Annotated in this window: 21 protein-coding genes; 2 read left to right on the forward strand and 19 right to left on the reverse strand. The window is 59.4% G+C overall.

The features are described 5' to 3' along the window. Positions 1–79: 79 nt before the first annotated feature. From NE562_RS16545 to NE562_RS16630, 18 genes are all read right to left on the reverse strand, one after another. The gene (locus NE562_RS16545) at positions 80–1,006 is read right to left on the reverse strand and encodes a PHP domain-containing protein (RefSeq protein ID WP_280963522.1); all 927 of its coding nucleotides are present in this window, start codon (positions 1,004–1,006) and stop codon (positions 80–82) included. Positions 1,007–1,021: 15 nt separating this feature from the next. Then, positions 1,022–2,626 carry a hydantoinase/oxoprolinase family protein gene (locus NE562_RS16550; protein ID WP_280963523.1) on the reverse strand — a complete coding sequence of 535 codons (1,605 nt, stop codon included), beginning with the start codon at positions 2,624–2,626 and terminating at the stop codon, positions 1,022–1,024. 34 nt (positions 2,627–2,660) lie between these two features. Next, positions 2,661–3,509, reverse strand: coding sequence for a sugar phosphate isomerase/epimerase family protein (locus tag NE562_RS16555; protein ID WP_280963524.1), 849 nt, complete (start codon positions 3,507–3,509; stop codon positions 2,661–2,663). Between the two features lie 4 nt (positions 3,510–3,513). Then, positions 3,514–4,308: an SDR family NAD(P)-dependent oxidoreductase gene (locus tag NE562_RS16560; protein ID WP_280963525.1), complete on the reverse strand. Its 795-nt coding sequence runs from the start codon at positions 4,306–4,308 to the stop codon at positions 3,514–3,516. 11 nt (positions 4,309–4,319) lie between these two features. Further along, entirely contained in the window at positions 4,320–5,186 is an 867-nt protein-coding gene (locus NE562_RS16565) for a sugar phosphate isomerase/epimerase family protein (protein ID WP_280963526.1), read from the reverse strand. Positions 5,187–5,211: 25 nt separating this feature from the next. After that, positions 5,212–6,174 carry an ABC transporter permease gene (locus NE562_RS16570; RefSeq protein ID WP_280963527.1) on the reverse strand — a complete coding sequence of 321 codons (963 nt, stop codon included), beginning with the start codon at positions 6,172–6,174 and terminating at the stop codon, positions 5,212–5,214. A gap of 14 nt (positions 6,175–6,188) precedes the next feature. After that, the gene (locus NE562_RS16575) at positions 6,189–7,172 is read right to left on the reverse strand and encodes an ABC transporter permease (RefSeq protein WP_280963528.1); all 984 of its coding nucleotides are present in this window, start codon (positions 7,170–7,172) and stop codon (positions 6,189–6,191) included. Positions 7,173–7,178: 6 nt separating this feature from the next. Further along, the gene (locus tag NE562_RS16580; RefSeq protein WP_280963529.1) at positions 7,179–8,657 is read right to left on the reverse strand and encodes a sugar ABC transporter ATP-binding protein; all 1,479 of its coding nucleotides are present in this window, start codon (positions 8,655–8,657) and stop codon (positions 7,179–7,181) included. A gap of 90 nt (positions 8,658–8,747) precedes the next feature. Further along, positions 8,748–9,869 (reverse strand): sugar ABC transporter substrate-binding protein, encoded by a 1,122-nt coding sequence (locus tag NE562_RS16585; RefSeq protein ID WP_280963530.1) that lies wholly within the window; start codon positions 9,867–9,869, stop codon positions 8,748–8,750. 184 nt (positions 9,870–10,053) lie between these two features. After that, a complete protein-coding gene (locus NE562_RS16590) occupies positions 10,054–11,496 on the reverse strand; it encodes an aspartate aminotransferase family protein (RefSeq protein WP_280963531.1) in 1,443 nt (480 codons plus the stop codon). Positions 11,497–11,511: 15 nt separating this feature from the next. Further along, on the reverse strand, positions 11,512–13,005 hold the full coding sequence (locus NE562_RS16595; protein WP_280963532.1) for a xylulokinase: 1,494 nt from the start codon (positions 13,003–13,005) through the stop codon (positions 11,512–11,514). A gap of 22 nt (positions 13,006–13,027) precedes the next feature. Beyond that, entirely contained in the window at positions 13,028–14,065 is a 1,038-nt protein-coding gene (locus tag NE562_RS16600) for an alcohol dehydrogenase catalytic domain-containing protein (protein ID WP_280963533.1), read from the reverse strand. Positions 14,066–14,070: 5 nt separating this feature from the next. Continuing rightward, entirely contained in the window at positions 14,071–15,024 is a 954-nt protein-coding gene (locus NE562_RS16605; RefSeq protein ID WP_280963534.1) for a class II fructose-bisphosphate aldolase, read from the reverse strand. Beyond that, a complete protein-coding gene (locus NE562_RS16610) occupies positions 15,014–16,771 on the reverse strand; it encodes a cobalamin-dependent protein (RefSeq protein ID WP_280963535.1) in 1,758 nt (585 codons plus the stop codon). Before NE562_RS16610 ends, NE562_RS16605 begins: the two co-directional genes overlap by 11 nt. 19 nt (positions 16,772–16,790) lie before the next feature. Beyond that, positions 16,791–17,669 carry a sugar phosphate isomerase/epimerase family protein gene (locus NE562_RS16615; RefSeq protein ID WP_280963536.1) on the reverse strand — a complete coding sequence of 293 codons (879 nt, stop codon included), beginning with the start codon at positions 17,667–17,669 and terminating at the stop codon, positions 16,791–16,793. Positions 17,670–17,693: 24 nt separating this feature from the next. Further along, complete coding sequence (locus NE562_RS16620) at positions 17,694–19,139, reverse strand: aldehyde dehydrogenase family protein (protein ID WP_280963537.1); 1,446 nt, start codon at positions 19,137–19,139, stop codon at positions 17,694–17,696. Positions 19,140–19,211: 72 nt separating this feature from the next. Continuing rightward, a complete protein-coding gene (locus tag NE562_RS16625; protein WP_280963538.1) occupies positions 19,212–20,471 on the reverse strand; it encodes a Glu/Leu/Phe/Val family dehydrogenase in 1,260 nt (419 codons plus the stop codon). A gap of 186 nt (positions 20,472–20,657) precedes the next feature. After that, positions 20,658–20,831, reverse strand: coding sequence for a hypothetical protein (locus tag NE562_RS16630; protein WP_280963539.1), 174 nt, complete (start codon positions 20,829–20,831; stop codon positions 20,658–20,660). 155 nt (positions 20,832–20,986) lie between these two features. Between NE562_RS16630 and NE562_RS16635 the strand changes: the two genes are divergently transcribed. Beyond that, complete coding sequence (locus NE562_RS16635) at positions 20,987–21,475, forward strand: RNA polymerase sigma factor (RefSeq protein WP_280963540.1); 489 nt, start codon at positions 20,987–20,989, stop codon at positions 21,473–21,475. Next, complete coding sequence (locus NE562_RS16640; protein WP_280963541.1) at positions 21,472–22,035, forward strand: hypothetical protein; 564 nt, start codon at positions 21,472–21,474, stop codon at positions 22,033–22,035. The genes NE562_RS16635 and NE562_RS16640 overlap by 4 nt, the downstream gene beginning before the upstream one ends. Before the next feature lie 306 nt (positions 22,036–22,341). On the opposite strand, the gene NE562_RS16645 is transcribed toward NE562_RS16640, so the two are convergent. Continuing rightward, positions 22,342–24,348: an MATE family efflux transporter gene (locus tag NE562_RS16645; protein WP_280963542.1), complete on the reverse strand. Its 2,007-nt coding sequence runs from the start codon at positions 24,346–24,348 to the stop codon at positions 22,342–22,344. Positions 24,349–24,621: the final 273 nt, after the last annotated feature.

Genomic DNA, 24,621 nt, shown 5'->3' on the forward strand with positions numbered 1-24,621 from the left:
CTTCGCTCCTCAGAATGACAAGGATTTGGAACATTCTTTTATTTTGCAACGCGCCCTTTTTCCGTCTTGCCATTCGCCGTTAGGTTGCTTTGCCCTTTACAGGGAGCAGCATGCTCGCAGTCCTTTGCATACGCGCCAGCAGCGCGTCCACACACGCGGCGGAATCATCGCAGCGGATGCCGCCGAGGCCGATATACGGCTTCCCCTTGCCGTGAAAATCGCTGCCGCAGGTCACGAGCAGGCCGCGCGCCTCAGCCTGCCCCCGGTAAAAGTCCGTTTGTTCCGGCGTGTGATAATTGCTGTACGCCTCCACACCGTCCATCCCTATGTCCGCTAGGCGCTGCAGCTCGTCCACGCGCAGCGCGTTTCCCGCGCCCGGATGGGCGAGCACCGCCACGCCGCCGCACGCGTGAATCATCCGGATTGCTTCGGCCGCCTGCATGTAGCGGATCGGCACATAGGCGGGGCCGCCCGGCGTGCAGTAGTCCAAACAAAAGTTTAAATACGGGTCGTCGCTCCGCGAGCCGCCCGGCCGGTAGGGCTTTAGCCGCGAACTGTTGACGTTCTCCGCGTCGTTCATCGCCGCCTCCGCGATCAGCTTACCGGTGATCACGCCGTCGCGCGCATGGCCGCACAGCCACGCGCCGTCGATCTGGATGCCGCATTTGCGGATCAGCTCAATGCGCAGCCCGCTCGCGTGGCGCTCCTGCCGCAGGATATTTTCCTCCACATCGGCAAAAACCACGCGCGTCTCGTCCACGCCGTAGCCAAGCAGGCGCAGCGCGCTCCCTTCCCAAACGCAGTCGAGCTCGACGCCGCTGATCAGCCGAATGCCGTGTACCCGCGCCGCCAGCCTTGCCTGCGCCACGCCGCGCACCGAATTGTGATCGGTCAGCGCCACCGTGGCAAGCCCTGCCGCCGCGCACCGCCGCATCAGTTCCTCCGGCGGCAGCTCGCCGTCCATGCTCACGCTGGAATGCAGATGCAGGTCGACCGTTTGTTCCATGTGCATGCCTTCTTTCTATTGTGGATCGCCGCAAGCCGTCGCCCGTAAGCGCAGCTCGATCAGCTCCCCCGTTTCATCCTCCACGCGCTGGCGGCTTTCGGTTATCTGAAAAACAGCGGCGCCCGCCCGCCGCGCCTTCCGCGCGGCGGCTTCCCGCGCGGCTCGCAGGGCGCGTTCCTCCGCCTGTTCCAGATCATCCGCCCGCTGGCGTTCGGTCTCGGTATATACAAAGTAGGAGGAGCCCAGCTTGTTCGGCCGCACCAGCGTCCACGCGGTCTCCCGTATCTCGCCTACCGCCGCGCCCACCGCGTTGGCCACCTCGGCGTATGGCGGCACCGCGGCGCGCAGGCCAAGCCGTTTCGCCGCGTCCGCAAGCCAAATACGCGCCGGCGCGCCCACGCCCACCAGCACGGCGGCGTGGGGCGCGCCAAACGCCGCCATGCCATCCCGGCAGTAAGCCGCGAGCCGCTCGGCAACCCCGGCGCGCAGCGATGCGACAAGCGCCTCCGGCGTCCGCGCGCACCGCGCCGCTTCATCCGCCGCGCCCCGCATCGCGCGGGCGGTGTTCCACCGGCGGTATTCGCCGGTGATGTGAAGCAGATCGGTCGGTGTTAGGCCCGCGTCTTGCGCGCCGTCCCGCGCCCGGCAAAGCGGCAAAACGCGGCGCGGACCGATCTCGGCCCGTCCATCCCGCCCGATCTTGATCTCGCTGTCGCCGCCCAGCCCATAGGTGCAAATCTCCAGCGCGCGCACGCGCGTACGCCAGCCCGCCAGCCGCGCGCCCTCGTCCGATAGCGCGCAAACCCCGTTTTTCAGGCAGGCGATATCGGTCGTCGTGCCGCCCATATCGACCACGACGCAGTCCTCCCTGCCGCTGAGGAACCGTGCGCCGATCACGCTGGCCGCCGGGCCGGAAAGCACGGTCTCGACCGGACGCTCGCCCGCGTAATCGGCCCGCATTAGGCTGCCGTCGCCCCGCACAACCATGACCGGCGCGTCGATGCCGAACCGCGTCATGACCCGGCAAACCGTGGCGATCAGGTCGCGGATGATCGGAATCAGCCGGGCGTTGAGCACAGCCGTGACCGTGCGCTCGTAAAAACCGAGCGCGCCCGTCAGCTGGTGCCCGCAAACCACGGGCAGACCCAAAAGCGCGTCCGCCGCCCGCGCCGCCTGCAGCTCGTGCGCGGGATTACGCACGCTGGCATAGCCCGACACGGCCACCGCGTCGCACCGGCCGCACAGGCGCAGCAGCGCTTCGTGCAGCTCGCCTTGCGCGAGCCGCTCGCGCACGCCGCCGCGAATATCGACCCGCGCGTTCAGCGTCACGCACACCTCGGCCGGCAGCTGTCCCGCCGGCATTTTGCCCATAACGACCAAACCGACGCGGCAACCCCGCCCCTCCACGATGGCGTTGGTCGCCAGCGTGGTGGACAGGCTGACGAGACCAATCTCCTCCCAGCGATCAAACGGCAAGGCGCGCATACAGTTTTCCATGCCGATGGTCAAATCGTTTTGCGTGGTCAGCGCCTTGGCTGTGCAAAGCACCCGTTTGGTCTCGCGTTCGACGATCACCCCATCGGTATAGGTTCCGCCCGTATCGATGCCTAAAATCAGCATGACGCCGCCCTCCCGCGGTTCAAAATGGTTTCTGTTATCCGCGCGCCGGCCACACGCGATCCAACGCTTCCGCGGCGTGGCGCAGGGTCTCGGAAAACGGCCGGCCATTGAGCGCCGGATCAATCGGCTCCGGCACGACCGAGCCGCCATAACCGAGCGCGCGCAGACGCGTAAACAGCGGCCCGCAGTCGATCACCCCGGTCTCGCCGGGCAGCCGCCTCTCCTGATCAAGCTGTTCGTTCGGCTGCCTGCCCGGCACGCCGTCGCTCACATGCACCATGACGACCTGCGCGCCGTTTTCGATCAGCCGGTAGTCCTCCGCCTGATGCCCGGCACAGTAAAAATGGAAAACGTCCAGCACCGCGCCGACGTTTTCCATTCCGGTTTGCCGGAGCAGCGAGAGCAGATAGCCAAGGGTCGCCGGGATCGGATACCGGTACTGCTGCTGCAGCGTATAGGGCGCGACCAGCTCCACGGCTAAGCGCATATCATATTCCGCGAGCAGCCGGGCCAGCCGTGTCAAACGGCTGACCAACACCGCGCGGTGATCGAACGGCGGCACCGTGTCCGAACCCGGCATAATCCAAGTGAGCGCGGCGGGATACCCGGCCTCATACGCCAGCCGGATAACGCCCGGCAGCGCCGCGTAGGCTTTTTCAAACAACGCGGCGCACGCGTTGAGCCGGATCGGCAGGCGGAAACCGGTGGGCGTGAGGTGAAATTCTGTAAAGCACCGCCGGGTCTCTGCCGCGCCGCGCGCGGTATCCGGGCCGATATCATACGAATAATAGCCCGCAAAGCCGCCCTGCGCCGCGATGCACGGCGCGGTCTGGTAAAAATCGTTCTTACAGCCCAGATAAGCGGGGCAAACCGTTTTGATCATACCGTTAATTCATCGTTTGGCCGCCCGAAATATTAACGGCCTGACCGGTCATGTACGCGGCATAGTCGGAGGCGAGGAATACCGCGATATCCGCCACGTCCTCGGGCGTGACCCAGCGGCCCAGCGGAATGTCGGCCTGCCAAGCCTTGAGCGACTGTTCGGGTTCGATGCCGTCCAGCTCGTAAACGGCCTGCGCCTCTCGCAGCGTCATGTCGCTCATGACCGAGCCCGGACAGAAGCAGTTGACGCGAATGCCCGTATCCTTCAGCTCCATGGCCAGCGCGCGCGTATAGCCGATGACCGCCGCCTTGGTCGCGCAGTAGTGCACCTGCTTGGGGATCGCGCCCTTGCCGGCCTGCGAAGCGGTGTTGATGATGCGGCCGCCGCCCTGCTTTTTCATTTGCGGGATGGCCGCCTTGGAGCACAGGAACACGCCCTTGCAGTTGACGGCGAAGATCTTATCCCACCAATCCTCGGGCATTTTTTCAATTTCGCTCACCGTGCAGATGCCGGCGTTGTTGTACAGCAGGTCGACACGGCCAAACAGCCGCACCGCCTTGTCGATCATGGCCTGCGCGTCCGCCGCGTTGGTCACGTCTACTTGCACGGCCGTCGCCTGACCGCCCGCCGCGCAGATCATGGACGCGGTTTCCTCCGCGTTTTGCAGCGCCATATCGGCGACCAGCACCTTGGCGCCGTGCGCGCCGAGCGCCATACAGATTGCGCGGCCAATGCCCGCGCCGCCGCCCGTGACAACGGCGACTTGATCCTTCAATGAGATTCCCTTGTTCAGCATCATGAATACCTCCATCAATAATTGGGTTTTTGTTTTTGCGGTGCGCGCGCCTGCCGCAGGAACGGCCGCGTGCAGCAGGCGCCGAGCCGGAACACCGCGTCGGCCTCCATGGCCCAGTACGCGGGACGAAATAGCTCCAAGCAGGCCGGGCCGTCGTATCCGGCGCTTTGCACCGCCTCCGTGATCTCCGCCACCGGGATACAGCCCTTGCCCGGCATGATGCGGTGACAGTGATCGAGCACGCCGAAGGGCCGATCCTCGCAGTCGTTGATGTGATAGATAAACAGCTTGCCGCGCGGGATATTGCGAATGGACGCCATATCCGCGCACTTATCGTGCATATAAAAGTTGATGCAGTCCACCGTCAGGCCGACGTTGTCCCGATCGACCGCGTTTACGATCTCGGTCGCGAAACGGAGCGAGTTGCAGCACCAGCGCCGGTCGCCGACCGGCTCAAAGGCGATGGATACGCCATAGGGCCCGGCCAGATCGCTCAGCCTGCAAAGAACGGAAACCGTATCGTTAAAAACCTCTTGTTCGGTCTTGGTAAAATAGGTATCCGCCTTGCTGGGGCACACGATCAAATACCGGCAGCCGATCCGCCGCGCGACGCGGCAGCTAAAAAGCGCCTGCCGCCGGACCTCCTCCCACTGCGCGGGGGAGGTAAAATTGATATAGTCGATCGCGTTGATCGAAAAAGGCTTTACATGGCTGGCGCTGAAAAATGCTTGCAGGTCCTCCACCGTGTGGGTTTGCAGGTATGCTTCCAGCATGTCGATACGCAGCTCGATATCGTCGTACCCATATTTTTCGCACAGGATGAGATCCTGCTCCAAGCTGGAATTTTCCATGCAGGTGGCTTCGTTATAGCCCAGTCGCATCGCGTATCCCTCCTAACGAACCGCCTTACACGTCCTCGCGCTTCTTTTTGCGCGCGTAACAGTCCATCGCGATAACGAACACGATCACGATGCCGCGGATGAGCTGCTGATAATAGGACGATACGTTTTTCAGGCTCATTGCGTTTTCCAGCACGCCCAGCAAGAAAATGCCGATGAGCGACTGGACGATACCGCCATATCCGCCGTTAAACGGCGTGCCGCCTACGACGACGCCGCAGTTGACCAGCAGCGCGGTATTTTCACCATAAGTGGCCGAGCCGGAATTGAGCTCCGCCGAAAAACAGAAGCCCGCGAGCGCCGCGCACATCGCGCTGATCAAAAAAGTCATGCGCTTATGCCGTTTGACATTAATGCCGGAATAGGAGGCAACGCCCTTGTCGCCGCCGACCGCGAAGCAGTTACGGCCAAACTGTGTATGCGTCATCACCCACCAGCACACGAAAAACATGGCGATGGCCAGCCAAGTGATAAAGTTGATGCCTAGGAACTTGCCGTTGCCAAAATGCACATACGCTTCACTCGCGCCCGATACCGGCTTGCCGTTGCTCGCTACCAAGGAAACGCCGCGCAGCACCATCATCATGCCGAGCGTACAAATAAACGAGTTCGCCCCCTGATCGACGATGATAAAGGCATTGATCGCACCGACCGACAGCCCCACCAGCAGAACCACCAGTAAGATCGCGGGTAACGGTAAATACTGCTGCAACTGAATGGACAAAATGCCAGCTAAGCACATATTGGTGCCGAGCGATAGGTCGCACTCGCCGGATACGATGCAAAACGTTACGCCGAATGCCATTATCAGCAGAATGGTGACTTGCAGCATCAGCGCCGACATATTGGTGCCGGTCAGAAAGTAGGGGCTGAAGAAGGGCATGATGATGAAAAACGCGAGGATCGCCAGCGCGGCCTTTTGTTTTTTCAGCACTTTCCAAAGCTGCGTAGCCTTTTGGGTCTTTTCCATATCCGTCCCCCTCCTTAAACCGTCCGGCGGCTGTCAAGCCAGATCGCCGCGACCAGAATAACGCCCTTCCAGACGTTTTGCATGTTTGGGCCAACGCCCAGCATGTTGAGTGCGTTGGCCATAATGGTGAACAGCGCGACGCCCAAGACCGTATTGAGCACGCTGCCCTTGCCGCCCGACAGGCTCGTGCCGCCGATGGTGACGGACAGGATCGCGTTCGCCTCATAATTGCGGCCCGCGATCGGTAAGGCCGAACCGACGCGGCAGGTCATAATAAACGCGCCGAGAGTGGTGAGCACGCCCGTGATGATATAGATCATCATAATAATACGCTTGAGCGGGATGCCGCACAGCTCAGCCGCGACCGGATTACCGCCTGCCAGATGGATTCCGCGCCCGATCGGCATTTTCTTCATCATAAATTGCAGAATAGCCGTGACCACGATGAAGATGATTAGCATAAACGGAATGTGCAGCACGCCGCCGTTACCGACAAACTGCGTAAACGCCGTCTCGTTCAGCGCCACATAGTTGCCGCTATTGGCGATCAGCGCCAGCGCGCCGAACACGGTCTGCATGCCAAAGGTGATGAACAGTGCATCCGAATCATCCCGCGCGCCGCACTTGATCAAGATCAGCGCGTTGACCAGACCGCACAACCCGCCGATCGCAAGCACCACGATCAAGGATGCCGGGCCCATGCGGTTGAGCAGCAGGGCGGACACGATGCCCATGAAGGAGAAAATACCCGCGACGGACAGGTCGATATATCCTCCGATAATGACGAGCGTCATGCCGAGCGCCACCATGCCGAGCGGCACGAACTGCCGCACCAGACTGAGCAGGTTGCCCGGCGCAAGGAAGGACGGCTGCACGATGCAGGTGTATAGAGTAAGGATCAGAATACCGATCAGGATCAAATAATCGTTTACAAGCTTTTTCACTACGTGCCGTTTTTGCGCTTTTGCGGCAGGCTGCGCCGAATGGATCGCATTCATATTTCTTCACCCCTCCCCCAGTGCGGCCGCCATAATATCCTCCGACGATACCGCGTTCGGATCGAACTCTCCGACCACGCGGCCATCCGAAAGGACGATCACGCGGTTGGACATGTTCAGCACCTCGGGCAGTTCGCTCGAGATCATGATGATGGTGCCGCCCGATTCCGCGATCTGCTTCATCAGCATATAAATTTCGTACTTAGCGCCAACATCTATGCCGCGCGTCGGTTCATCCATGATCAGCACCTTCGGGTTGTTTTCCAGCCAGCGCGCGATCAGGCATTTTTGCTGATTGCCGCCCGAAAGCGTGCTGATGTAAACCTCCGGCCCCGGCGTTTTGACAGCGAGAGCCTTGATCTGCCGGTCGATTATCTCGCGCTCCTTCTGCTTGTCGAACACGCCGTTTCTAACAAAATGATCGAACGACGCCATGGTGATATTCGTGCCCACATCGAAATTCAGCAGCAGCCCCTGCTGCTTGCGGTCCTCGGTCACAAAGCCGAAGCCCTCGCGCTTGGCGTCCATGGGGTTTTTGATATCGAGTTTTTTGCCGTTCAGCCAAACCTCGCCCGAATGCTTTTTGTCCGCGCCGAATACGGCGCGCACGGTCTCGGTCCTGCCCGCGCCGACCAGACCGACAAAGCCGAGGATCTCGCCTTTTTTTGCGGTAAAGCTCACGTCATGCAGCTTCTTGGTGTTGATATTTTTTACTTCCAGAATGGTTTCGCCCACATTTTGCGCGCGCGGCGGGTATTCGTTTTCGATCGACCGGCCGACCATCTCGGCGATCATTTCGCCGCGCGTCACCTGCTCGATCGGCTTGGTGCTGATAACATGGCCGTCGCGCATGACGGTCACGCGGTTGCACAGATCGAATATCTCATCCAGCCGGTGGCTGATATAGATGATCGTAATGCCCTTGCCGCGCAAATCGTGGATGATAGCGGTCAAACGGTCCATTTCCTCGGCGGTCAGCGTGGTGGAGGGTTCATCCATGATAATCAGCTTGGAATCATAGGACAGCGCCTTGCAGATCTCCACCATCTGCTTTTCCGAGACCGAAAGATCCTCTACCGGCGTATAGGTGCCGATTTTGCTGCCGATGCTGTCCAACAGCGCCCTTGCCTTTTTATGTATCTGCCGCAGGCCGCCCAGCTCCTTAAACCGGCCGAGAAAGATGTTCTCGCCCACGTTCATCTGGTTGACCAAGTTGAATTCCTGATAAATGATCGACAGGCCCAGCCTGAGCGATTCCGTTGGTTTTTTAATGCGCATTTCCTGTCCGTCAAAAAAGATATTGCCTTCGTCCTTGCTATAAACGCCGGAAAGGATCTTCATCAGCGTTGATTTGCCAGCGCCGTTTTCACCGACGATCCCGTGCACCTGTCCCTGATAAATATCAAACGATACCTGATCGAGCGCCACGACGTTGGTGAACCGCTTGGTCACGTTCTGTACTGAGAGTATCACGTTAGTGTCCACATTCCCGCACCTCCTGATTTGGATGGCAGCCTCTGTCAGGACGCGCCCGACAGAGGCTTGCTGCCATCTAAGTTGCTATACCTTAACCGATCAGCCCCAGCCGGCCTCGAATTTACCGGCGTTATCGGCGGTGATCACCACGTTGGGGGTCACCGTTTCCTTGGCCACCTTGTCGCCGTCGCCGTTGAGGTAAGCGAGCGCGGCCATGACCTGAATGGCGGTATTGGCTTTGAAATCCTGCATCGAGGTGCTCTTGAAGCAACCGTTCTTGGCGATCTCGTCCAGAGCGCCTTGCGTGCCGTCCACAGAGAAGAACATGATCTCGTCTTCGCGGCCGACGTTTTGGGTAGACTGGATCGCCGCCAGCGTGGCCAGATCAAAATGGCTGAACACCGCGTCGATCTCGGGATATTTGGATAAATAGGACTCCATGATATTCATCGCTTCGGCGGTAGACCACTGCGCCGACTGTTCCTCGACGATCTCATATTGGGGATAATTCTGCATTACGCCGCGGAAGCCCGCCGTGCGGTTGATCTGCGCGGTCGAACCCATCATGCCGTCGATCATAACGATCTTGCCGCCGTCCGGCAGCATTTCCATCAGGACGGACGCCATCTGCTGGGCGGCCATGGTATCGTCCGGACCGACATAGCAGTCATACCCGCTCGTATCCGCGATGCGGTTCTGCGAGTTGATGACGACAAGTCCCGCGTCCTTTGCCTTTTTCATGGGAATGCTCAGCGCCGAAGCGTCCACCGGGTTTACGATGATCGCATCGCAGCCCTGCGTGATCGCGTTGTTGATATGGTCGGTCTGCTTCTGCGGGTCGCTCTGCGCGTCATACCGCACCAGCTCAAACCCGTATTCGTCAGCCGCCTGCTGCATCAATCCAGTCATAAACGCCATGGACTCATCGGAATCATCCGCGCAGCACCAAGCGAGCTTCCATTTGGAGCCGTCCTCCTTTGTGCCGCTCAAATTGCATTCGTCCGGGATGTAATCGGAAATGACCGGGGAACCCATGAAATCCTCGATATTGACAGGCTCTAAGCTTTCAAATTCCGAGGCCGTCGCCGCGGACGCGCCGCTATCCGCCGGGCTCTCGTCCGGCGTCGCCGCCTTGCCCGCGCTATCCGCCGCGGGCGTACACCCTGTCATGCCGAGCATTGCGAGTACCGTTGTGATCGCGATCCATTTTCTCAGTTTCATCTTTCGCACTCCTTTTTTCTATCGGTTTATACTTTAAGACCCCCGCCTGCGCGGCGATCCTAAACCACGGTGAAATAACATGCGCGGGGCCGCCATCCGGCCGGGACCGCCCGGCCGGAGCCTGAGGAGAGAAGAAATGAGTATGTAGGCAGATATGTTCTGTTTAAGAGAAGGCTGCACGGTTTTACTCGTACATCGAAAAGACCTTTTCGTAAATGGGCAGCACCTGATCGAGCAGTTCCAGCGTGGGGTAGCTCAAAAACGTTTTGTTTCCGCCCGCCGTGAGCACGCCGTTCGCCGCGAGCGCCATTGCGAAATCGGTCATGCGCGCGGTGGCAAACTTGCGCTTTTCCGCCTGCTGCTCGGGCGTGTACTCCGGGAAGGTCGCCACGTGCTTCATGCCGGTCACATCGATCTGCATCACCGAGCCGGTGGACGAAATAATGGCGGGCAGATCATATTTGTTGGCAAGATCGGTCAGCTTCTGCGCGAACGTCTTGCCCGCCGCGTTCAGTTTGTTCGGGATATCCTCGCGCTGCAACTTGCACAGCGTTGCGTAGGCCGCGGCGCAGGTCAGCGGATTTGCCGACAGGGTGCCGCCGATGACGATCTTCTTGCCGGCCACGTGAGACACGCCCGCCGTCAGCACGCTCATGACGTCCTCGTTGCCGCCGATGCCGCCCGCGCCGGCCAGACCGCCGCCGATGATCTTGCCGAAGATGGTGATATCCGCGCGGGTATCGAAAAACTCCTGCGCGCCGCCCAGCGCCAGACGGAACCCGGTGACGACCTCGTCGTAGATCAGTACCACGCCGTACTTGTCGCACAGCTTGCGCACGCCCTTGTGGTATTCCCGGGTGGTAGGCAGCACGCCGGAATCCTGCCCCATGCCTTCCATGATAAAGCAAGCCGTGCCGCCCTTTTTCTCGTTATCGATAAAGCGCTGCTCAAGTTCGTTCAGGTCGTTGACCATAACGGCGGAGATATATTTGAAATTCTCATCCGGCACGCCGACCGCAAAGGAATTCATGGAACCGCAGTACCGCATATCGTAAATGAGCTGATCCGAATTGCCGTGGAAGTTGCCTTTCAGCTTGACGATGTTCAGCTTACCGGTGAAGGCGCGCGCCGCGCGGATGGCGAACATGCAGGCCTCCGTGCCCGAGCCGAGCATACGGAACTTATCCACGGAAGGGAAAAACTCTTTGACCTTTTGCGCGACCTTGTATTCGTTCTCGTGGTACAGGCCGGTCAAATACCCGGTCTTGCTCAGGCAGTCCTCGATCGCCGCGCGCACATCCGGATCGTTGTTGCCCAAAATAGACGGGCCGCCCGCGCCGATGAAATCAACATAGCGGTTGCCGTCGATATCGTACAGATACGCGCCTTCGCCCTTGACGCAGTTGAGCGCGAACGGATAGTTGTTCGCCAGATTATGCTGCACGCCGCTCGGGATCAGGCTTTTCGCCTCGTCGATCGTCTTTTTCGACGCGGCGCAGTTTTTTTCAAACCAATCGAGGCATTCCTTTTCCGCTGCGGGCTTCAGGCGCTTCGTGTTTTCCAGCACATATTTGGCGCGGGCGTGCACGGCCTCGTAATCAAAGCCGTCAAGGTAATCCAGTTTCATCGTGATCGTCTCCTTCTACTTTTTATCCGCGTTTAACTTTCTGTACATATCCTCCAGCGCCGTGTAGCTTTCGCGGTACAGGGCGTAGAGCCGGTCGTACCGGCTTTGCAGCCGGGGGCGGGGAATCAGCGTGGGCCCGCATTGCACCACGCGGTCTAAAACGCCAAAGCCTTCTTTGGAGCCAAGGCCCGTTTCGATACAGGCCTGTAAGCCCAAATTACCCGCAAAGCGGGGATTTTGCAGCGGCGTCACCGGCGTGTCCAGCACGTCGGCCAGCATTTGCACAAAGGTCTCGCTCGACATGCCGCCGCCGATGCCGCGCAGAAAGTTGGGGTCCCACCCGTGCTGCGCCGCGTGGATGTCGCGCATCCACCGCAGGTTGAAACACACGCCCTCCATCACCGCGCGGGCGATATGCCTGCGCTCCGTCCCGCGCGACAGATTGAGGAGCGAGGCGCGCACCGTGGTATTGGAGATCGGCGCGGAAGCGCCGGCCAGAAACGGCAGGAAAAGAACGTTTTCACGGTCGCCGTCCTTCATGGCCTGACGGATCTCCTGATCCATCTCGGCGAACACGTCCTTGCCCTGCGCGGTTTCCTTGCCATAATAGGTCTGCAACAGGTAATCGATACAGCTGCCGCCCGAATCGGTATCGTAAAAATGGTAGCGCAGCCCCTCCACCGGAGAGGGCATACGCCCCGGCGCGCGCGTGAACGCCGAGGTGCCCACGGCCAGCCACGCGCTGGTGCCGATGTAGAGGTGCGCGTCTCCGGGCCGGATGCAGCCGGTGCCCAGCATGGCGGTCGCGTGGTCGGTACAGCCGCCGAACACGGGAATTTCAGCCGCCAGACCGAGTTCGCGCGCCGCCTGCGCGGTCAGCGCGCCCACCCACTCGGTCGAACCCACGATGCGGTCGGGCACCAGCCGTCGCGGAAAGCCGATCAGGTCAAACATGGCGGGGTCCCAGCTGCGGCGGTCCAGATCGACCAGACCCGTCGCGCGCGAGCCGGTGAACTCATACGCCCACTCGCCGGTCAGCCGGTAAAACAGGAACGCGGATACGTCGAGCATATAGCGCGCCTCGTCCACCAGATCGGGCTCGTGCTGCAGGAACCACAAAAGCTTGGCGAGCACATTTTTGCCGCTGAAGCGCTTTTCGCCCAGCTTGCGGTTGATTTCGCGCGCCTGCTTGTCGGCGCGGCCATCCATCCACATGACGCAGTCGGAAAGCGGCTTGCCGCGATCATCCACAAAGATGATCGTCGTCGCGGTCTGCGCCATCGCCATGCCCGCGATCCGGCTCGGCGCTGCGCCCGTGCGCGCCATTAAGCGGCGCGTCGCCTTGCACATGGCCTGCCAAAGCTCCTCCGGCTTTTGCATTGCCCAGCCGAGCCGGGGGAAATAGGTAGGGTACGGCTCGTTTTCCACGCCAATGAGCGTGAACTGCTCGTCGGTCAGCGCCGCCTTGACGCTGCCCGAGCCAAAATCATAAGTCAGACGGTATTTCATCTGCCGGGCCGCCTTTCTTTGCTTAAATCTCGATCACGACCTTGCCCGCCGTGCCCTTGACCATCAGCTCGATGCCGTCCAGCAGCTGCTCGAGCGGCAGGCGGTGAGTGACCAGCTTGTCGATTGGGATAATGCCGCTTTCAATGATCTTGACCGCCAGCGGGAAGGTGCCCTTGGTGATGTAGGTGCCGCGAATGGTCAGTTCCTTTTCCGTGATCGGATACTGCGGAATATTGACCGTGGCCGTCTGGTTGACGCCGAACACCGCGATGCGCGCGCCCTTTTTGGCGATTTGGATGGCGGTGGGCAGCATCACGCCGACCGCGTCCACGATCAGATCAGCCCCTTGCGGGGCGTAAGCGCGAAGCGCGGCTTCCAGATCGGTCTCCTTGGGGTTAATCACTTCGTCCGCGCCGAGCGCGAGCGCCAGCGCGCGGCGGTATTCGCCGGGCTCGGAAACCGTGACGTGCGCGCCCATGGCCTTGTACAGCATGGCGAAGATCAGCCCGATCGGGCCCCCGCCCAGCACGACGACCTCGTCGCCCGGATGCGCGGGCAGCGTGGTCGTGCCGTTCAGCACGCACGCGAGCGGCTCGGCCAGCGCCGCGATGTGGCTGGGCACCTTGCTGTCGATGACGTAGACCATGCGCTCCTCGATGCAGAGATACTCGGCCATCGCGCCGTCGATGCGGTCGCCGATGTGCCGGAAGTTTTCGCACAAATTGATATGCCCTGTGCGGCACGAAGGGCATTTGCCGCACCAGATATTCGGGTGAACGACCACCTTGTCGCCCACCTTGCAGTTGGACACGTCGCTGCCGACCGCCTCGACGATGCCGCAGCCCTCATGACCGACGATGATGCCGTCCACAAAGTCAAACGCGGGCGGATCGGCCAGCGCGCGCACGTCGGTGCCGCAAATGCTGACCGCCTCGATGCGGATGAGCACCTCGTCCGGCCGGGTGACGGCCGGTTTGGGCACCTGCGTGATCGGGCAGCGCGCCGCGCCGACGCCGTTCTTATTGAACTTCGCGCCCTTCATCATTTCTGTATTCGTCATACGGCTCACTCCCCCATGAATTCGTGGTCGTCATTTCGCCCGGCGGACGGAACGACGCCCTTGCACTGCGCCATGGCCACGCAGGGATTATGGCCCGACGTGCCGAACAGGCGCAGCTTGGCTTTGGCCACTTCCTTGACCTTTTCCCGGGCATAGGCCGAGCAGATGCGCGGCTCCTTTTCGCCCTTGTTAAACATTTCCTTCATTGCGGCGGACCAAGCGTATTTCAGCTCGGTGCCGACGTTGATCTTCGTAATGCCGCATTCGATCGCGCGCCGGATCATTTCATCCGGCGTGCCCGATCCGCCGTGCAGTACGAGCGGCACGTCTACCGCGGCGCGCAGCTGCTCGATGCGCTCAAAGTTGATCTTGGGCGGCTTGGTATAAACGCCGTGCGCCGTGCCGACCGCGGGGGCCAGCGAATCAACGCCGGTCTCTTCGATCAGGCGGACGCAGTCCTCGACGCGGGCGGTCTCGTCGCCGTCGTCCAGACGGTCGTCGTCCACACCGGCGCGGAAGATACGGCCGATTTCGGCCTCCGTGTACACGCCGACCGATTTTGCCACCCGAACGACCGCTTTGGTCAGCGCGATGTTTTCCTCCAGCGGCAGGGCGGAACCGTCCACCATGACCGAATGAAAATCCCATTTGATACAGCGCATGATCAGATCGTACTCGGTCGCGTGATCCAGATGCAGATAGGCGCAAACCTTGCTTTGCGCGATCGCCTCGAGGCTTGCCGCGGCGAGCACCTTGTCATGCAAAAAGGGAACGTACGCGCTGTAAGGCTGCACGATCACGGGGGCGTTTTCCGTTTCCGCCGCTTCCAGCACGGCGAACAGCACGTCGAGATTGTAATAATTGAACGCGGGCACGGCGTAACCGCGCATGCGCGCGTCCGCCATGATTACGTTAGGGGATACCAGCATGGTTTTGTCGCTCCTTTCCTCACCGGCCATGCCGCGCGATCAGCGCGACCGTCGTCTTTAAATCGTTATCCGCTTGAATGCCCATGTCGCACAGCAGGGGGCCCACCTCGGTCGGCTCCGCGTCGCCCGGCAGAATGGTGTTGAGCTTGCCGCCCATGAAGATCACGTATTCCCTGCCGCGTTCGGCCGCGAGCTGTTTGAGCTGCCTGCCGTAATCGAGCGCTTGCCCGTTGTGGCAGCTGACGCCAAGGTAGGGCGTGCCGTCCTCGTCCGCCGCGTCCAGCACGTCGACCGGGTCCATGTCCACGCCGATGTTCACGGTTTCCGCGCCCATCTCACGCAGCACGCCGTCCACCAGCATCAAGCCGTAGGCGTGCGCGTCGCCGGACGCGACGACAATCTGCTTGCCGGTCAGACTGCCTGCAAGGCCTTCCGCCTTTAGCTCGGTCACGATCTCGTCGCGCATCTGATTGGTCTGGCGGCCCAACACGGTCGGATAGAACGGCGTCACCTCGCTCTGCTTTCCGTCCACCGTGGAGGAGTGGAACGCGCTTTCCAGCCTTTGCGGCGCGAATTTTTTGAGCATGAGCAGCATTTCAAGCGGATCGCCGGTGTCGATCCCGGCCTCTTCAAAAGCCGTCATTGCGTTTCGAAAATAGCGCTTTGCCTCTTGCACCATCACGTCCTTCATATGAATGATGGGCGTCCAGTCGATCAGCGGCATCCATTCGTCCGCCTTTTCCTCCACGCGCTTGCCGCAGGCGTAGATATTCAGCAGCTCCTGCAGGGTGGGCACGGCGATTTTTTCCGTGATCGAAACCGGGTTGATGCCGAGCGACATATGGAACTTCTTTTCCGCGCAGATTTCCAGCAGCATTTCCTGCGCGGCGAAGCCGTAGTTACCGTCGATATCGTGATCCCACTGCATGTTGGTGGAACCGTTGATATAGGTCAGCACGGGCTGTTCCTCGGTGCCCATGAGTTCGTGCAGGGCCAGCGCCACCGCGATGCGGGTGTGGCCCTCGCTCAGCAGGCCGCCGAACGAAATGACGTAGCGCGCGCCGCACAATCTGGTGCAGATATAATGCTCGATCAGCGCGTAGCCGACGTAGGACGCGCAGTCCATAAAATAGCCGGGAAAGCTGTCGTCCAGATAGGTCTCGACCGCGAACATATCGTCCCGCTTGCTGGCCATCACGCCGAGCGAGGTCACCATATCGGAGTAGCGCTTGACGTGATCGGTGAAGCCGGGATAATCCCATAGGAACTGGCCGAACGAGCCGACGCGCACCGCGCCCGCCTTGAGCGCGTTTACCGTGGTCTCGATCGAGTTCGGGCAGACCAGATGGTGATCGTTCAGGCTGATATCGATGGGTGCGGCGTTCCGCAGCGCCATCCAGTCGTCCAGTCCGTCCAGCATAAAGCTGGTCGTCTTGGGCGCGTTTTCGCGGTATTCCCGCGGCAGGGCCACGTTGCCGCTCGGGATATGCAGCATCGAGCCGAGCTTGAAGCCCGTGCGCTTTTGAAATTCATCTATTCTCTTGACCGCGGCGACCTCGTCCTCCATGGTGGCCAGCCCCATCAGCAGCGTCCAGTAAATCTTGCCCTCGCGCTGATAAGCCTTCTTAAACTCCATGTGGTTTTTGTAGCCCTCGTACCGGGTCAACGGCGCTTCAAAGCTGTTTCCCAGTTCGATCCCCTGCCGCACCAGCGCGCGGCCATCCGCGTGGGGCGCGGGCTTGAGGCTGCGGATGTATTCAATGGTTGCGGGATTCATCCGCCCACTCTCCTTTTTGTTATTCAAACAGTCCGGTCGCGCGCAGATACTTGACTTCGCCATAAATGGCGGCGATCGCGTTTTCGCGCGTGGTGTGCGGTTCGAGCGTGCACAGGCCGTCATAGCCGTCCGCCGCCAAACGGTGCACCAGACCGTCGATGTTGACCACGCCGTCCTTGGCCTCGCAGTAATAGATCGTGCCCGGCTCCATCGTCATCGCGCCGCCGAACCATTTGGTGTCCGGACAGAAGTCGCCCGGCCGGTACAGCCGGCCGTTTTTGATATGTACATAGGCGATGTGCTCGCGCAGCAGCTCGTAGGCGTAGGGGAACGCTTCGCAAGAGGCGTGATAGTAGTTGGTCGCGTCAAAATTCGTCTTGAAAAACGGGGAATCGAACGCCTGCATGATCGCCAGCATGTTTTCCGGCGTGCGGCTCGCGTCGCCCGCTTCGTTTTCCAGCGCCAGCGTAATGCCCAGCTCCGCCGCGCGCTTTAGCGCCGCGTCGAAATAGCGGTGCAGGCGGCCCAATTCGGGCGTCGTGCCCGGCTGGATCTTATCCGAATAGTGGTTGACGACCTTTGCCCCGAAGAACGCGGCCGCCTCGACCGTGGCGACCAGTTCTCTCGAAAACGCTTCCGGATCGCTGGTCATTTTAGTATCCAGCCCCAGACCGGACGATACCGAGCCGACCAAAAGCCCCGCGTCCGCAATCTGCCGCTTTGCCGTTTGCAGGTCCTTATCAGAGAACGCGTAAAAGTTTACCGGCGCTGCGCCGTTCGACGCAAGGTTGGAGCCCCAAAGCTCTAAATATGTAATGCCGAAGTCCTTTGCCATCGGCAGCAGCACCGCGAGCGGTTCGCCCGCGAAGGTATTGGTATTAAGACCGATCTTCATCATTGCGAATTCTTCCTTTCCAGCTTTTCAGAGATTGCCCAGCACGTTGCGCAGCACATAGGACTTTTCCTGCGTGAACTCCAACAGCGTGTGGGACGAACCCTCGCGCCCAACGCCGCTCTTTTTATAACCGCCGAACGGCATGGTCGCGGTGCGGTAGTTGCTGCCGCCGTTCACGATGACGCTGCCCGCCTGCACGCGCTCGGCAAAGGAAATGGCTTTTGCCATGTCCCGTGAAAACACGGCGCTGTTGAGTCCGTAGGGGCAGTTGTTCACAAGCGCCAGCGCTTCTTCCGCCGTGCGGAACGTCATGATCGGGAACACCGCGCCGAAGATCTCCATATCGCGGGCCACATCCATTGCGCCGGTCACATTGGTCAGCACGGCGGGGATCAAAAAGTTTTTGCCCTGCGGCTCGCCGCCGTAGACCAGCTTCGCGCCCTGCTCCACCGTGCGGCGAATCTGCCGCACCACCTCGTCGCGCGCCTTTTCCGAGATCATGCCGCCAATATCCATCGAGCGGTCCATGGGGTCGCCGATTTTCAGCCCCTTCAGCGCTAGGATCAGCTTGTCGGTGAACGCGCCGGCAACGCTCTCGTGCACGATAAAGCGCTTGGAAGCGCAGCACACCTGCCCCGCGTTATTGGCGCGGCCTTCCAGCGCCTGACCGATCGTCCAATCGATATCCGCGTCGTCCATGACCACAAAGGCGTCGTTCCCGCCCAGCTCGAAATAGCAGCGCGTCAGGTTTTTCGCCGCGACCTCGGCAATGTGCGCGCCGGTCTCGGTGCCGCCGGTCATGGTGATCGCCGCGATGCCGGGGTGCGACACCAGCGTATCGCCGATGACCGAACCGCGCCCGGTGACGACCTGCGCCGCCCCCGCGGGCACGCCCGCCTCGTGCAGGCAGTCCACCAGCCGGATGATGGCGAGCGGGCAATCGGAAGGCGGCTTGATGATCACCGCGTTGCCCGCCGCGAGCGCGGGCGCGATCTTGTGCCCGCACAGCTCGACCGGGAAATTAAACGGCAGCAGACAGGCGACCACGCCGACCGGCTCGTGCCGCGTGACGATCATATCGCCGTGGCAGTTGGTCGCGTCCGTCCCGTTCGGGAGAGAAACGCCGTATAGGTGGCTCGCCTTGTCGCAGTAGCTCTCCACCAAGGCCGCCACGGTGTCGAACTCCTCCTCCGCTTCGGCGATGCGCTTGCCGTTTTCCCGGCATAGCAGCTCGCCCAGCTCGGCGCGTCGGCTAAGCAGCAGCTCGGCGAAATGCCGTAAGATACGGTTGCGCTCGGTCTGCGGCTTGGCCGCCCACTCGCGCTGTCCCTCTGCCGCTGTCTCCACCGCGCGGTCGATATCCGCTTTCGTCAGCGCGGGCACGGTGTCGATCGCTTCGCCGGTTGTCGGATCAAAGACCGTCAGCGCTTCACGCTCCTTTTCAACGGTCCCGCCGCCAAGTTGAACGTACATGAGTCTACCTCCATAAATATCCCAATTTTCATTTTACTTTTTATTAATTCAATCAAAACTCGCGAAAAAATTTTACGGCCATACGCCGCGAATCTTTTTCGCCTCCACCACGCGCTGGATCGCGATCATATACGCCGCCTCGCGCAGGGTGACCTTGCTTTCCTCCGCCATTTCGCAAACCTCGCCGAAGGAGCGGTCCATGACGTGCTTGAGCTTTGTGTTGGTTTCGGTCTCTTCCCAGTAGATGGCCTGCTGGTTTTGCACCCATTCCAGATAGGATACGACCACGCCGCCCGCGTTGCAAAGGATATCGGGAACGACAGTGACGCCGCGCTCCGCCAAGATCTTATCCCCTTCGAGATTCGTCGGGCCGTTGGCCGCTTCGACAACGATCTTGCAGCGCAGGGTGGCGGCGGTGTCCTCATTGATCTGGTTTTCCATTGCCGCCGGGATCAGCACCGTGCATTCGGCCGCGAGCACCTCGGCGTTGGTGATGTGCGAAACGCCCTCCGCCTCGTAATCGGCAAACAGCTTATCGGGATTTTTCTTGGTAAAATCGAGCAGCTCATAGATGTTCAGGCCGTCCTTGCAGTACAGGCCGCCTGATACGTCGCTGACCGCCACGATTTTAAAGCCTTCTTTATAAAGCAGACGCGCCGCCGTGCCGCCCACATTGCCGAAGCCTTGAATCGCAATGGTCGCGTCCTCAAAGGCAATGTCCATTTTCTTTAAAATGTTCTTGGTGGTGAACATCACGCCGCGTCCGGTGGCCGACATACGGCCCGGAATCCCGTGAATGGCAAGCGGCTTGCCGGTGACGACGCCGGGCATGCTGTGTCCTTTCAGCATCGAATAAGTATCCATGATCCATCCCATGATCTCGGGGTTGGTATTGACATCGGGTGCGGGAATATCCTGATCCGGCCCGATGATGGGCGCGATCATCGCGGTGAAGCGGCGGGTCATATGCCGCAATTCGGATTTGGAAAGCTGTCTCGGATCGACCACCACGCCACCCTTCGCGCCGCCGTACGGAATGTTGACGACCGCGCACTTGAAGGTCATCCACGCGGCAAGCGCCTTAACTTCGTCCTTATTCACCGCGGGGTGGAAGCGGATACCGCCCTTGGCCGGGCCGCGCGTGGTCGAGTGCTGCACGCGGTAGCCTTCAAATACGCGGATGGTGCCGTCGTCCATCCGCACGGGGATGGAGACCTGCAGCTCGCGCTCCGGGTGCTTGAGCGTTTCATAGTCCGCCGGTGCGTAGCCGAGTTTTTGCGCCGCGTTTTCCACAACAGTGATCACATTGTCAAACGGATTATAGCGTTCCATTTTTCCTTTACCTCACTTTGCTGTTTCGTGTTGCACGATATGCTTATTATTGCGGGGCGCGTACCTTCGCCTCCTCTCAAAAGCGGTCCTCCCCGCTGCAAACTATATTTGATTTTACTTTTAATTAATTATTTAATTAGTTGTTGCAATAATCATAGCGCCACCTTTTCCATTTGTCAATCCGTTTTATGCAATTCCCCTCAAATACGTGATTCCCGCCAATCTTCCCTCCGTTTTTTTGTGCATTTCGCGTGACATAACAAAGGCGCGTTGCAAAATAAAAAGATGTTCCAAATTCTTGTCATTCTGAGGAGAGAAACGACGAGGAATCTCGCGCGAACGCGCGGTTTCCACGTTCATTCCGCGCGTTCGCGCGAGATTCTTCACTTCGTTCAGAATGACAGACGGAATTTCTTTTGTTTTGCAACGCGCCCTTTTTTATGTTTTCTGCGGTAAAATAAAGTTGTCACAAAAACCAGTCCTCGTTTGTGTTAAGGGTGAAAGGAGGAGGGAGCATGTATGATTGGACCGGAGAAGCGGACGCGGAACGCTTTGTCCGCACCTATGCCGACGGGATCCTGCGCCTGTGTCTGGCGCGCGGATTATCCCGGCAGGATGCGCAGGATATTTGTCAGGAACTGTTCCTGAAGCTGCTCACCGCCCGCAGCACCTTCCACGACGCGGAGCATGAAAAGGCGTGGGTGTTGCGCGCCGCGGGCAACGCTTGCAAAAACCTGCTGCGGGCTGCGCACCACAGCCGCCGCGCGCCGCTGGAGGAAGCGCAGACCGTTGCCGCGCCTGCGAGCGGGCCGCGCGCCGAAGTGCGGGACGAGGTGGAAAAGCTGCCCCCGCGCTACCGCGACACGGTGCGCCTGTATTACTTGGCGGGCTATTCGGCGGACGAGGTCGCCTGCATTCTGCACATTTCACCCGCCGCCGTGCGCAAACGGCTCGACCGTGCGCGCGACATGTTGAAAACCGGACTGGAAGGAGCTTTTGTATGAATGGATATGATCAGAGCGCCGGGTTTACCGAGGCGGAAAAGCTGGCGCTTACCGCGCGGCTGACGCGAGCGGCCGGAACGGCGCGACGCCCTGTGCTTAAGCATGTGACACGCCGCGCCGCCGTGCTGTGCGCTGCGGCAATGCTGATGGTCGCCGCGGCGGGCGCGGCAGCCGTGGGGTACATTTGGCAGGGCCGTTCGCTGACCATTGAGGGCCAGCGCGTCAACGCCGACGCGCTGATGACGCTGCATGGCGACGGTTCGGCAACGGTGATCGTCACCGGCGCGAACGGCGAACACACCAGCATCGAGGTGCCCCCGGCGACCGTGCCCGGCTGGCTGGACGGCACGGCGGGAGACTTTACCGCCTCGTACGATTCGGAGGAGCCTTATCTGCTGGAGCCGCAGAATGGACGGCTGGTGCTCCGCATCCAGAACCGCGTGCCGCTCGACGTGACCGATTTGCTGGGCGAAGGCTATACCTTCACCTATGCGGACGGCGACGGTACGCAAAAGACCGCGACCGTGAAGGGCACGGTGGAAAACTACGCCGTGGAGTAAAAAAAGCCGGGCTGCTGCAAAAATGCAGCAGCCCGGCCAGCTTGTCAAAGAACCCCTTCGCGCCGCAGCGCGCATAAAATAGGATTTTGCCGCTTGCGGCAAAATCCATAAAAAGCCGCGACATGTGCGTCTTTTTTATGTCCGTATAGCGGATTGCCCCTCATAAGGTGGAAAACCGTTTCATAGGCAGAACGCGCAAACCCACATAAATAGGGATTTTCTAAAAATCCGTGAACCAGCCTGCACGATCTGTAACAGTATGGTGATGTGAGCAAATACGCCTTGACGCAATAAGGCCAAGTCGCATCAATTTCGCAGCTTGATATAATCACAAATCGTACTGACTGCAGCTTCCACACCGCACGAGCTGTCGATACAGAGGTGATAGCCGTGAGGATCGCCCCATTCGCCGCCCGAAATACTGTTATAGTAGGAAGCACGTGCCGCGTCGGAACGTGCGATGCTTTTCCACCCCGCTTCTTCCGTGTCGCCGTACATTTCCATCACCTTTTTCACGCGGTATTCTTTGGGGGCGTGGATGAAGATACGAACCACATCGGGGTAATCACTTAAGACGTAGTCCGCGGCGCGGCCCACAAGCACGCACGAGCCGCTATCGGCAATCTTGCGGATGATCTGTTCCTGCGCGATGATCGCTTTTTGAACCACGTTCGTACTTAGGTACAGGGAGCGCAGAAGTTCCGGCGCATTTTCATTGATATTCGATACAAAGCTTCGGTCTAAGCCGATTTGCTGTGCGGCCAGCGCGGTCATCTCCTTATAGTAACAGGCTACGCCCATTCGGTCCGCCACCAGTTGGGCGATTCTCTTGCCGCAGGAACCATGCTCGCGGGCGATCGTGACAATGACCCCTTTCTGCGATGGACGGATCACCGTGCTTTCCGGGACAGGCTCTCGGCCTTCGCGGGATTCCATTGTTTTAAAATAGCGCACCGTCAAGCACACGGCAACGATCATACCAACGATATCCGAGGCGGGCGCGGCAAATAGGATAGCATATATGCCGCTGCCGGGTTGGTTTCCCTCGAAAAAAGCGGGGATCAGAATCACAAGCGGCACAAAGCAGACGATATCGCGGGTCAGGGACGCGATGACCGCCATGACAGGTTTGCCCACAGCCTGAAAGAAGATGGAGGACATTTTGATCACACAGGTAAAGATGACGAGCGACAGGAAAATGCGGAACGTGCGCGTTGCGTAATCCAGATAAAGCGCATCATTTCCGGAGCCGAAAATATGGATTACAACCTGCGGGCAGATTTCAAAAATCAAAGTAGACACGGCGCCAACCGCTAGCGTTGCAATGAGAATCGTGCGGTACGTTTCCTTGACGCGATCATACTTTTTCGCGCCGTAATTGTAGCCTAAAATCGGCTGCCCGCCAAGGACAATGCCGACAACGATGTTGATGACAATGGTAAACACCTTGGTTTCAATGCTGATGACCGAGATCGGGATATCCTGCCCGTAAATGGACAGAGCGCCGTATTTGGCAAGCATGATATTACAGGCCAAGGAAATGACGACGATGGACATCTGCGTAATAAAAGAAGATGCACCCAGTTTCAAGGCGTTGGTAAAAATTTTGAAATGCGGCACAAAGCTCTTCTTCGTCAAGCGAAAGCTCTTGGTTCTAAAAAAGTACAGTACGCTCACGAGAAACGACACCGTCTGGCCGATCACCGTTGCCCATGCCGCACCGGCGATCCCCCAGTCCAGACCGAAAATAAAGACCGGGTCAAGAATGATATTCAAAATCGCGCCTAGCGACATGGACGCCATGGAAACCGCCGGACTTCCATCCGCGCGAATGACGGCGTTCATCATGTTCATCAGCATAAAAGCCGGAAAAAAGCAAAGCACGATGGTGAAGTATTCCGTTGCCATTCCGATCGTCTGGTCCGACGCGCCGAACAACCGGAGCAGAGGTTCTTTCCATACCGCGCAGAGGGCCAGCATGATCATACTGAGGATCAGCGTGACCGTTATGCCGGTTCCAATACAGCGATGCGCATTTTGTGTATCTCTTTTCCCTTGACAAATGCTGAGATAGGCGGCGCAGCCATCCCCAATACACCACGCAAAGGCTTGCGCGATAATCAGGATAGGAAATACTATACCCGTGGCCGCGTTGCCGAGATATCCCAACGCGCTGTTTCCGACAAAAATCTGGTCAACGATGTTATAAAGCGCGCTGATGAGCAGTGAGAGGATACAGGGAATCGAAAATTTAACCAGAAGTTTCGATATTTTTTCCTCACCCAGCATTCGATTTTGTTTTGTTTGTTCCATGATTCTCCTCCTAATACAGAATGTATGATTTGGAGTCTTTATCAGAGAAAAGCTGCCTAAAAACTGCGGAGGACAAAAAAATAGCGCGTAGAATTCGTTCGGAATTCTACGCGCTTAGCTGTCCAACTTGATCATAATATCATATTTTTAGTTGAAAAGTCAAGAAAACCTTTTTCGCCTAAGGCGAAAAAACACATAAACAGCATACGCTCAATCGATCAATGTCATTTAGTTAAGGAATTTTTATAAGTTTGTCATCCTGAGCGAAGCGAA

It is taken from the genome of Butyricicoccus faecihominis, assembly GCF_024462775.1.
Taxonomy (GTDB): Bacteria; Bacillota; Clostridia; order Oscillospirales; family Butyricicoccaceae; genus Agathobaculum; species Agathobaculum faecihominis_A.